The sequence below is a fragment of the Microbacterium sp. ISL-103 genome (assembly GCF_018613995.1).
In the GTDB taxonomy this organism is placed as follows: Bacteria; Actinomycetota; Actinomycetes; order Actinomycetales; family Microbacteriaceae; genus Microbacterium.
The window spans coordinates 1-10284 of the sequence record NZ_JAGGPD010000384.1 but is presented as its reverse complement, the minus strand read 5'-3'; the positions used below and the strand labels follow the sequence as shown (position 1 = coordinate 10284).

10 protein-coding genes and 1 pseudogene are annotated in these 10284 nt (G+C 69.6%); 7 read left to right on the top strand and 4 right to left on the bottom strand.

From position 1 onward, the window contains the following. From J7E68_RS13950 to J7E68_RS13940, 3 genes are all read left to right on the top strand, one after another. A partial coding sequence (locus J7E68_RS13950) for a transketolase C-terminal domain-containing protein (RefSeq protein ID WP_285225426.1) occupies positions 1 to 517 on the top strand: 517 nt, incomplete at its 5' end. 24 nt (positions 518 to 541) lie between these two features. Next, positions 542 to 1921 (top strand): dihydrolipoamide acetyltransferase family protein, encoded by a 1380-nt coding sequence (locus J7E68_RS13945; protein ID WP_215173540.1) that lies wholly within the window; start codon positions 542 to 544, stop codon positions 1919 to 1921. Between the two features lie 73 nt (positions 1922 to 1994). Continuing rightward, positions 1995 to 2909, top strand: coding sequence for an aldo/keto reductase (locus tag J7E68_RS13940; RefSeq protein WP_215173538.1), 915 nt, complete (start codon positions 1995 to 1997; stop codon positions 2907 to 2909). Positions 2910 to 2984: 75 nt separating this feature from the next. Here the strand turns inward: J7E68_RS13940 and J7E68_RS13935 are convergent, their stop codons facing one another. Then, entirely contained in the window at positions 2985 to 4124 is a 1140-nt protein-coding gene (locus J7E68_RS13935) for a zinc-binding alcohol dehydrogenase family protein (protein ID WP_215173530.1), read from the bottom strand. Positions 4125 to 4202: 78 nt separating this feature from the next. Between J7E68_RS13935 and J7E68_RS13930 the strand changes: the two genes are divergently transcribed. Continuing rightward, entirely contained in the window at positions 4203 to 4766 is a 564-nt protein-coding gene (locus J7E68_RS13930; protein WP_215173528.1) for a TetR/AcrR family transcriptional regulator, read from the top strand. Positions 4767 to 4842: 76 nt separating this feature from the next. Here J7E68_RS13930 and J7E68_RS13925 read toward each other — a convergent pair whose 3' ends face one another. Then, a complete protein-coding gene (locus J7E68_RS13925; RefSeq protein WP_215173526.1) occupies positions 4843 to 5793 on the bottom strand; it encodes a DMT family transporter in 951 nt (316 codons plus the stop codon). Between the two features lie 71 nt (positions 5794 to 5864). Between J7E68_RS13925 and J7E68_RS13920 the strand changes: the two genes are divergently transcribed. Continuing rightward, positions 5865 to 6785 (top strand): LysR family transcriptional regulator, encoded by a 921-nt coding sequence (locus J7E68_RS13920; RefSeq protein WP_215173524.1) that lies wholly within the window; start codon positions 5865 to 5867, stop codon positions 6783 to 6785. 34 nt (positions 6786 to 6819) lie between these two features. Here the strand turns inward: J7E68_RS13920 and J7E68_RS13915 are convergent, their stop codons facing one another. Next, entirely contained in the window at positions 6820 to 7359 is a 540-nt protein-coding gene (locus J7E68_RS13915; RefSeq protein WP_311416976.1) for a 2'-5' RNA ligase family protein, read from the bottom strand. 5 nt (positions 7360 to 7364) lie between these two features. After that, complete coding sequence (locus J7E68_RS13910; RefSeq protein ID WP_215173522.1) at positions 7365 to 8585, bottom strand: ROK family protein; 1221 nt, start codon at positions 8583 to 8585, stop codon at positions 7365 to 7367. 131 nt (positions 8586 to 8716) lie between these two features. On the opposite strand from J7E68_RS13910, the gene J7E68_RS13905 reads away from it, so the two are divergent. Both J7E68_RS13905 and J7E68_RS13900 read left to right on the top strand, forming a co-directional pair. After that, positions 8717 to 10012, top strand: a complete 1296-nt coding sequence (locus tag J7E68_RS13905; RefSeq protein WP_215173542.1) for an ABC transporter substrate-binding protein — start codon at positions 8717 to 8719, stop codon at positions 10010 to 10012. A 59-nt stretch (positions 10013 to 10071) separates the two neighbouring features. After that, positions 10072 to 10284 (top strand): annotated as a pseudogene (locus J7E68_RS13900) (sugar ABC transporter permease); the annotation flags it as partial.

Here is a 10284-nt window from a genome sequence, read left to right as displayed (position 1 = left end):
CGCGTACTGGAGGAGTCAGGAGGGGCTCGCCTCGAACGACCCCGTCATCTTCATGGAGCCCAAGAGCCGCTACTGGACCAAGGGCGAGGTCGAGCTCGACGGTTCGGCCGCGGCCCTGCACGCGTCGCGCGTCGTGCGCACGGGCTCCGACGTCACCCTCGTCGGCCACGGCGCCATGGTCACGACGCTGCTGCAGGCGGCGGCGCTCGCCGAGGCCGAGGGCACCAGCTGCGAGGTCGTCGACGTGCGCTCGCTGTCGCCCATCGACTACGAGCCGATCCTGAACTCGGTGCGAAAGACCGGACGCATGGTTTACGCGCAGGAGGCGCAGGGCTTCACGAGCATCGGCAGCGAGGTCGCCGCGACCGTCATGGAGCGCGCGTTCTATGCGCTCCAGGCCCCCGTGCTCCGCGTCTCGGGCTACGACACCCCGTTCCCGCCCGCGAAGCTCGAGGGCGCCTACCTTCCGGATGCCGACCGCATCCTCGAGGCCGTCGATCGTTCGCTGGCCTACTGACCGGCTGTTCCGAAAGGACCGCACATGAGCACGCAGAACTTCAACCTCCCCGACGTGGGAGAGGGCCTCACCGAGGCTGAGATCGTGACGTGGAAGGTCGCGCCCGGTGACACCGTCGCCATCAACGACGTCATCTGCGAGATCGAGACGGCCAAGTCGCTCGTCGAGCTGCCCTCGCCGCACGCCGGTGTGGTCGGCGAGCTGCTCGCCGCCGAGGGCGCGACGGTCGAAGTCGGATCGCCCATCATCACGTTCGTGACGGATGCCCGAGACGACGCAGGCCCCGGAGTGATCGCCACGGCCGAAGCGCCGGCGCCGGAAGAGGGCGGCGGCTCGGTGCTCGTGGGCTACGGCTCGGGCGGCGGCGCCACGTCGCGCCGCAAGCGCCCGGCCGAGCGTCCGGTGCGTTCGTCGGTCGGCGTGATCGCGAAGCCGCCGATCCGCAAGCTCGCGCGTGACCTGGGCGTCGACCTGACGGCCGTCACGCCGACCGGTGCAGACGGCGAGGTGACCCGCGACGACGTCATGACCCACGCCTCGCAGGCGAGCGTCTTCCGCAACATCGAGACACCCGAGTGGGGATCGGTGCGCGAAGAGACGGTGCCCGCGCCGCAGAGCGCCCAGGCCGGGCTCGCCCGAGGACTCTCGCCGGCCGCGGCATCCGCCGCGGCATCCGCTCCCGCATCCGCCCCCGTATCCGATGACCGCACCGAGTCCATCCCGGTCAAGGGCGTGCGCAAAGCCACCTCTTCGGCGATGGTGCAGAGCGCGTATTCCGCCCCGCACGTCACCGTGTGGAAGGAGATCGATGCGAGCCGCACGATGGAGCTCGTCAAGCGGCTCAAGGCATCTCCCGACTACGCCGACATCCGCGTCTCGCCGCTGCTCATCATGGCTCGCGCCGTCATCTGGGCCGCTCGTCGCACCCCGATGGTGAACGCCGCGTGGATCGAGACCGAGGGCGGCGCCGAGATCTCGGTGCGCCACTACGTGAACCTCGGCATCGCCGCGGCGACGCCCCGCGGCCTGCTCGTGCCGAACATCAAGGACGCGCAGGATCTCACGATGAAGGAGCTCGCCCGCGCCCTGAACCGCCTCACGCTCACCGCCCGCGAGGGCAAGACGAGCCCCGCCGACCAGCAGGGCGGCACGATCACGATCACCAACATCGGTGTCTTCGGGATGGATGCCGGCACGCCGATCATCAACCCCGGTGAGGCCGGGATAGTGGCCATGGGCACGATCAGCCAGAAGCCGTGGGTCGTCGACGGCGAGGTGCGTCCCCGCTGGGTCACCACGGTCGCAGGGTCGTTCGACCACCGCGTGATCGACGGCGACGGCATGAGCCGCTTCATCGCCGACGTGGCCTCCGTGCTCGAGGAGCCCGCGCTGCTCGTCGAGTGAGGCTGACAGCGCGGGGATACAGTGGCAGCAGAACCGCGACGACCGGCCCCCCGACAGAACGGACTCCCTGCGGATGAAGATCGAACCGACTGCCATCACCCTCGGAACCTCAGGCCTCGGCCGGCATTCGGAGCCGGGATCCGCCGAGGAGAGAGCTGCCGTCGAGGTCGCCATCGACCTGCTCGCGAGCCGGCACGGGTTCGTGGACACCTCGAACAACTACTCGGCCGGTCGCTCCGAGGCCGTCATCGGCATCGCGCTGCGAGAGCTGGGGATGGACGGTTCGCGGGTCATCTCGAAGGTGGATCAGGACCCTGACACGGGAGTGTTCGACCGCGACCGCGTCCTCCGCTCGTTCGAGGAGACGACCGCCCGCCTCGGGGTCGACAGGCTCCCGCTGCTGCACCTGCACGACCCGTACTCGGTGGCGTTCGAGGACACGATCTCGATCGGGGGCGCGGTGCAGGGGCTCATCGAACTCCGGAGCGCCGGCGTGGTGGACGCGATCGGTGTGGCGGCGGCTCCCGTCCCGCTGATGGCGAAGTACGTCGAGACGGGTGTGTTCGACGCCGTGCTGATCCACAACCGCTTCACACTCGTGGATCACTCGGCCGAGACGGTGTTCGCCGACGCCAAGGCACGCGGCATGGCCGTGTTCAACGCGGCGCCGTTCGGTTCGGGTCTGCTCGTCAAGGGGCCGCATTCCGGTGCGCAGTACGCCTATCGGCCCGCCGGCGAGGAGCTGCTGGCGTGGACCGAGCGGTTGCAGCGCCTGTGCGCGGAGCATGGAACGTCGATGGCTGCCGCAGCCCTGCACTACTCGCTGCGGTCCCCGCTGGTCGATTCCACGGTCGTCGGGGTGTCGAGACCGCATCGTCGTGAGCAGCTCGACGAGCTGGAGCAGGCGGAGGTCCCGGAGGGGCTGTGGGGCGCCATCGACAACCTGGGTCCGGCACCTTCCCCGGTGGACGACAGCGATTACGCCTGAGCGCTGTCGGTGTTGTCCGTCCCTGTTCAGCACCGCGACCGGCGGACCGTATGCGGGGAGCGCTCGGCGGTACCGTCACGACTCCGTCGGTGCCGGGTCGAGGGTGATGACGAGCTTCTGAGCGGATACGCCGCCGCGCAGCGTGTCGATCGCGCCTTGCACCGCGGGAAGGCCGGTCCCCACGATCCGCGCTTCCGGGTAGGGCGTGTGTGTCCCCGAGGCGCGAGCGTGGGGGAGATAGTCCTGCCAGATCGCCGGGCCGACGGGAGAGGTCGCGATGGCGCTTCCCCAGATGAACGATGCTCGGATGCCGCGAGTGCGGCTTCGCAGCTGCAACAGCGCCGTTCGCGTTCCGAGGCGCGCGAACAGTCGGATGCGGGTGAGCGAGAGGCCGCGTCGGCGGGGCTGATCGTAGAACGACACCGGCGGGCTCGCCATCGAGATCCTCGTGGCGCGGGTCGCGCGCGCGATCCTCAGGCACGGCTCCGCCGAGCCGACTGCGACCGCCAGGATTCCCGCCACGACCGAGCCCTTCACGGCCTCGATGATCCGCGCGACGGCTGCCGGGTCGTGGTAGTCGAATGCCGTCTCCGCCCCCAGCTGCAGCATCCGCTCGTGATTGCCGGCTGAGGCCGTCGTGATCACGCGGTACCCCGCCGCGCGGGCGAGTTGGACGGCGTTTCCTCCGACGGCGGTCGCGCCGCCCCACACCACGACGATCTCGTCGCGGGGCTCCGACCCGCCGAGGGTGGAGAAGTCCAGCCCGAGCTGATCGGCCTCGAACAGGCCGGCTGCCGCGGTGGAGACGGCCAGGGGGAGTACCGAGGCGTCTTCGAAGACCATCGTCTCGGGCAGGGTGGCGGCGAGGCTCGCGTCGACGGCCACGTAGTTCTGGAAGCCGCTCTCGGATACGGCATCCCTGCCTTTCTCCAAGCCCATCGCGTACGCCACAATGCGGTCGCCCACTGCGAAATCGGTCACATCCGCGCCGATCGCGACGACGACGCCCGCGACATCCTCGCCGAGCACCACCGGGTACCGCAGCCACCCGTACATGACCGTGCCGTTCGACTGGATGATCGCGTCCAGGGGGTTCACGGCCACCGCGCGCGTCTCGACCAGCAGCTGATCCGGCCCGGGCGTCGGCATCGGTGCGTCCCGGACGGTCAGGCCGGCATAGGGCGCGTCGATCCACGCAGCCGTGTTGTCTCGCATACTGATCCGTTCTTCGCATCTGATGACATCTCGTGTCGTTGTTGCTCACCTTACGGCACGTCGTGTCATCATGGATGCATGCCCCGATGGTCCCCTGACGCCGCGTTGCGGCTCGAAGCTGCGGCGATGCTCCTGTTCGAGCGCCAGGGATACGCGGGAACGACGGTTCCGCAGATCGCCGCTGAGGCAGGGCTGACGACGCGGACGTTCTTCCGTCACTTCTCCGACAAGCGCGACGTCCTGTTCCTCAGAGACCGCGAGTTCCCTCAGGCGGTGCGCGAGTTCATCGAGTCCGTCCCGCCGGAGAGCGACGGGTCGGCTACGGTGCGGGCGGGCCTCTCGGCCGCGTGTCGCGAACTTCAGGGCTGGCGCCGGGTCATCGCGCGTCGGCGCGCGATAATCCGCAGCGAGCCCGCGTTGCACGAGCGCGATCTTCTGCAGAGTCATCACCTCGGTCGCGCCATCGAAGAGTCGCTGCACCGTCGCGGCATCGATCCTCGGCAGTCGCACACGCTGGCTGCTCTCGCCGTGACATGTTTCGATCTCGCGATGGTCCGGTGGCTGGAGGGGCCCGCCGAGCTTCTCCTCGACGATGCCTTGACGGCCGCGTGGAATGGCATGCGCGACTGCCTCAGGGGCTGACGGCGGGGCCCGAGAAGCCGCCGCACTCGTCCATTCGCGTCCTCGCTGTGCCGGGCCTGCCGAGGGACACGCGGATTCAGGTGACTGAGCGCAGCTCGGCGGCACCCGTCGTTGCTGTCGGCGGCGGCTCGAGCGCGCGGCGCCGGTGACGGCGCTCGATCGCCTGCCCGGCGTACGACGCTGCGACGATGAGCGCGGCACCGAGCAGGCCGACGATGCCGACGCTCTCTCCTCCGAGCAGGATTCCGACCGAGAGCGCCCAGACCGGCTCTGTGCCCATGAGGATGCTCGCGCGCGTCGCCGAGGTGCGCCGAACCGCCCAGAGCTGAACGACGAATGCGAACACCGAGCACATCAGGCCGAGGAACAGGACGTTCGCCCACCCCGATCCGTCGAGTCGCATGACTGCCGCGGGCAGTTCGCCGCCCGCCACCACTGACGACACGGCGGCGCAGACGATGAGCTGCACCAGGACGACGGCGAGCGTGCTGTCTCGGCGGTCGCGGGTGAGCCTGGCGCTCGCGGTCACATGAAAAGCGCGCACGACCGCCGCCGCGATCACCAGAGCGTCGCCCGCCGTCGGCATCCGCAGTCCTCCGTCAGACACGAGAAGGGCGACCCCCACCACGGCCGCGACGGCGGCGACGAAGTATGAGCGCGGGAGCCACGACCGCGCGGCGAGACTCTCGAGCACGGGGGTGAGGATGAGCGCGAGGCTGATGAGCAGACCGGCATTGGTCGCCGACGTGAGATGGACGCCCCAGGTCTCGAGACCGATGATGGCGGCCTGAGAGAAGCCGAGGACGACGGCGACGGCGAGCCCGCGGCCGCGCGGCATCCGCTCCCGGCGCGCTGCGCAGATCACGCCGAGAGCGATCGCCGCGACGATGAACCGGAGTGCGACAGCGGGGGCGACGCCAGCCTCGAGAGCGAGACCCTTGGCCGCGACGAAGCTCGCGCCCCACACGGCCGCCACGGCGACCAGCAGAACGTCGACGAGCAGATCGGGGGAGGGGCGACGAGGCATGTCCTCACTCTGCCGATTCCGATGGTGAAGACCAAGGGGCATCTTCTTACAGTTCTCGTAAGGTTGAGCTTATGGATCCGACTCATCTGCGACTGCTCCGCGAGCTTCGCGACCGGGGCAGCGTCACGGCCGTCGCGGCCGCTCTCGGGATCTCGGCGTCGGCGGTCTCGCAGCAGCTCGCGACCCTGCAGTCGACGGTGACTCTGCCGCTCACGGTGCGCCGGGGTCGAGTCCTGATCCTGACCGCGGCGGGAGAGGCGCTGGCCGCGGCGAGCACTCGTGTCGATGAGGCATTGACTGCGGCACGCGACTCGATCGGGGCGCTCCTCGAAACGGGCGACCGGCCGGTGCGGGTGTCGTCGTTCAACAGCGCGGGCCTCGCCCTGTTCGGACCTCTCCTGAGGGAGCTCGACGGGAGCCCTGCCGTCCGCCTCGCCGATGCCGACGTGCCGCACCGCGACTTTCCCGGGCTCACCGCCGACCACGATCTCGTCATCGCTCACCGGCTCGCGCACGGCGCCCCCTGGCCGGCGGATCGGGTCGTCGCGATCCCGCTCGTCGAGGAGCCGCTCGACATCGCCCTCCCCGCAGGTCACCCTCTCGCCGGCCGAGCGGAGATCTCCCTCGCCGACCTCCGCGACGAGGAATGGGTGTCGGTGCATGAGGGGTTCCCCCTCGCAGGTGTGCTCGACCATCTCGCCGCGCTGTCGGGGGCGCCGCTGCGGATCGCTCATCGCATCAACGAGTTCTCGGTGACCGCGGAGGTCGTGCGGGCCGGGGCGGCGATCGCCGTCATGCCTCGCGCCACGGCCACGCCTCTGGCGGTGGACGGCCTCGTTCTCAGGCCCCTGTCGGATGTCGATCTGGTCCGCCACGTCGACGTGCTGGCTCGGCCGGATGCACTGGCCTACACGGCGGTCAGGCGTGTGCTGCGAGTCCTGCAGGACGTCGCCGACCGCGTGCAACGCGACGCGTTCCCCTCGCCTCGCTGAGGCGCGAGGCCGACGCAGCTCTGCCGGTCGGCGGCTACGGCTGACGCAGCTCCGCGAGGGTCGTGATCTGTCCGGCGACGGGGTCCCAATGCCGAACGGCATGGGCGTGGGCGTGGATCTCGCCGCCGATGAGATCCAGCGCCTCGGCGAGGTCGGCGACGCGCAACCGGCGGGCGAGAGCGACGTGCGGCATCCACTCGCCCGGTGCGGTGTGCGGGGCATCGTCACCCGTCCCGACGGCGGCGAGGATCGTCTCGCGGACGCCCATCAGCTCGGGGCTGGGGGCGATGCTGCGCGCCAGCACGCGTCTGTCCCCGGAGCCGAAGAGCAGGGGAGCGCCCAGCGTGATCGGGAACGAGCGGATGCCGTCCAGGGCATCCGGGTCGAGCGGCGACAGGTCGACGCGCGCGACCAGGGTGATGTGAGGGCGGTTGCTCGCGGATGTGTGCGCCGCCAGGCTCGACATGCCGCGTGCGGCGAGAGCATCCCACTCGGCCCGGATCGCGGAGTCGGCCTGCGGGTCGAGAAGCATCTCGATCGCAGACGCGGATCGCCGCAGCTCCGGCTCTCGCACGGGGATCAGCTCGCCGCGCTGAGACGCCGCTCCGCCAGCAGTGGCACGGCGACCTCGCGCGCGGCCCGTCGAGCCGTGGCGACGGCGCCGATCGAGACGACCTCGGCGCCGAGGGTGGAGGCGAGGATCTCGGGGGCCGGCGGGTGCAGCTCGGCCGGCACCACTTCGCGCGCGGCGGCGATGACGGGATCGACGCTCTCGGCCACCGCACCGCACACGATCACTCGCGACGGGTCGTACATGCTGCCGAGCACGCCCACGACGCGCGCGAGCGTCGCACCCACGCGCGAGGTCGCGAGCAGTGCATCGGCGTCTCCCGAAGCCGCGGCGATCAGCACGATCCGCGGGTCGACGCGATCGGTGGCGGCGAGGCGTCCGATCGCCGAGTCCGAGTGGATCTCGCCGCTCTCGACGCCCGCCCGCACCTGGTCCTGCAGTGCGTAGCTCAGCCCGAACGCCGAACCCACCCCGATGATGTGGCCGAACACGATGCTCTCGCCGACGCCGCCGTGCGCGCCGTGCAGCACGTGGCCGTCGACGACGACCCCGCCGCCGAACCGCTCGCCCGCGAGCAGTGCCACGTAGTCGCGGCAGCCGACAGCCGCGCCCACCGTGCCCTCGGCGATCGCGGCGAGCTGTGCGTCGTTCTTGATCTCGACCACGGGTGCCCACTCCTCGAGCGCCTCGGCGAGGCCGGGGTTCGTGCGCTCCCAGAAGCCGTCGGGATGCGGGGGTGAGATTCCCGCACGGTTCACAGGGGCGGCGACTCCGACGCACACCGCGAGCAACGATTCGCGGGTCACGCCCGCCTCGTCGAGCGCCAGCTGCAGATGGCGGAGGATCGTCGCGCGGCGGACAGCGGGCGACTGGGTGGAGTCGAGGTCGGTGCGGTGGTGCACCAGTGTGCGGTCGAGGGGATCGGCCACGGTGACGGCGATGTGGTTGTCGCCGGCATCCACCCCGATGACGACCCCGAGATCGGATGCCAGCACGAAGCGACGAGCGGGCCGCCCGGCGCGGTAGCTCCCGGCGGCTCTGGCGTTGGGGAGCTCGCGCAGCACTCCGGCGCTGACCAGGGTGTCGATCGCGTCGATCGCGGTCGAGCGGGTCATCGACGCGCTCGCCATCGCGTCGGTCGCGGTGAACTCTCCCGCCGCCCAGGCGAAGTCGAGCACGGCGCCGACGCTGGCCCTGCCGGTGCCGAGACCTGCGGATACTTCTGTCACGGGTCTTGACCTCACTCTCGCTCAGATGAGAGAGTACCGTTCATCGAAGTAAATTCGCTCACTAGATTTAGTCTGCGGATCTACAGGACGAAAGGACAACGGTGTCTGTGAAATCCCCCTCCGTCGCGCGAATGGCGGGTGCCGTCATGGCGCTCGCGCTCGTCGGCTCCGCCCTCACCGCCTGCGCACCCGGCGGCGGGACGGAGACCATCCGTTTCACGTTCAACAAACGTGAGGCCATCGGCTTCATGACCGACCTCGTCGCGCAGTTCAACTCGTCGCAGAGCGACGTCCGTGTCGAGATCGACACCTCTGGTCCCGATGTCATCTCGGCCAGCTTCGTGCGGGGCAATCCGCCCGACCTCATCCTCGGCAACTACAACTACGAGATCGCGCGCTTCGTGCAGCGGTGCACGTTGAGCGATCTCTCCGACACGGATGCCGCGGCATCGGTGCGCGACGACCTGCAGCCGCTCATGGACCAGTACGGGTCGTGCGAGGGCCGCACCAGTGCGCTGCCCTACTCGGTGATGGCGGCATCGGTGATCTACAACAAGGAGATCTTCGACGCCCAGGGGCTCGAGGTCCCGCAGACCTGGGACGAGCTGCTCGCGGTCTGCGACCAGCTGAAGGAGGCCGGGATCGACCCCTTCTACGCCACGTTCAAGGACGACTGGACGGTCGGCCAGGGCTGGTACGACTACACGATCGGCGGCTCGGTCGACACGATCGACTTCTTCGACTCGATGGCCGAAGAGGGCGCTTCGGTCGGCCCCGACTCGCCCGTCTCGTTCGAGCAGGACTTCGCCGAGCCGATGGATCGCATGATGCAGCTCGCGGACGACTACACGAACGAGGATGCCGCGAGCCGCGGATACGGCGACGGCAACCTCGCGTTCGGCAAGGGCGAGGCCGCGATGTACATGCAGGGCCCCTGGGCCTTCAGCGAGATCGCGAAGACCGCACCCGACCTCGAGCTCGGCACGTTCCCGCTGCCCATGACCGACGATCCCGACGACCTCGGCGTGCGGGTGAACATGGACCTCGGCGCGATGATCCCCGAGGGATCGAAGCACCAGGAGGCGGCACGCGAGTTCCTCGAGTACCTCTACCTGCCCGAGAACATCGAGGCATACAACGCGTCGCAGCTCGGCTTCACGCCGACGAAGGATGCACCGGCTCCTGACGATCCCCGCATCGAGGGGATGATCGAGTACTACGAGAACGGGCAGATCTATCAGGGCCCCTCGGTGCTCGTGCCCAAGACGATCCCGGTGATGAACTACGCGCAGGCGATGGTGCTGGGCGCCTCGACCACCTCGACGCTGCGCACCATGGACGCGGACTGGGCTCGCATCGCCTTCCGCGCGCCGATCCCCAAGACAGACGATGCGGCATCCGGCGAGACAGAGGAGTCCGCACCGTGAGCACCACCGCACCCGCGAATGTCACGCGGCCGAACAGTCCGACCACGGACACGACCTCGATCGTCACGGGACAGGGCCGCAAGCTCCGCCGTCGCAAGGGACGCGTCGAGCCGATCTACTACCTGTTCCTGCTGCCGACCCTCGTGATCTTCACCCTCGCGATCACGGTCCCCGCGGTCATGGGCATCTTCTTCAGCTTCACCGACTCGATCGGCATCGGCGAGTGGAGCTTCAGCGGGCTGACCAACTACATCGCGATGTTCAGCGATCCG

Bases quoted from the DNA above. Each gene is read 5' to 3' on its own strand.
- J7E68_RS13940 (WP_215173538.1), top strand. From the start codon at position 1,995: ATGAAGATCGAACCGACTGCCATCACCCTCGGAACCTCAGGCCTCGGC.
- J7E68_RS13920 (WP_215173524.1), top strand. From the start codon at position 5,865: ATGGATCCGACTCATCTGCGACTGCTCCGCGAGCTTCGCGACCGGGGC.
- J7E68_RS13930 (WP_215173528.1), top strand. From the start codon at position 4,203: ATGCCCCGATGGTCCCCTGACGCCGCGTTGCGGCTCGAAGCTGCGGCG.
- J7E68_RS13935 (WP_215173530.1), bottom strand. From the start codon at position 4,124: ATGCGAGACAACACGGCTGCGTGGATCGACGCGCCCTATGCCGGCCTG.
- J7E68_RS13905 (WP_215173542.1), top strand. From the start codon at position 8,717: ATGGCGGGTGCCGTCATGGCGCTCGCGCTCGTCGGCTCCGCCCTCACC.
- J7E68_RS13925 (WP_215173526.1), bottom strand. From the start codon at position 5,793: ATGCCTCGTCGCCCCTCCCCCGATCTGCTCGTCGACGTTCTGCTGGTC.
- J7E68_RS13945 (WP_215173540.1), top strand. From the start codon at position 542: ATGAGCACGCAGAACTTCAACCTCCCCGACGTGGGAGAGGGCCTCACC.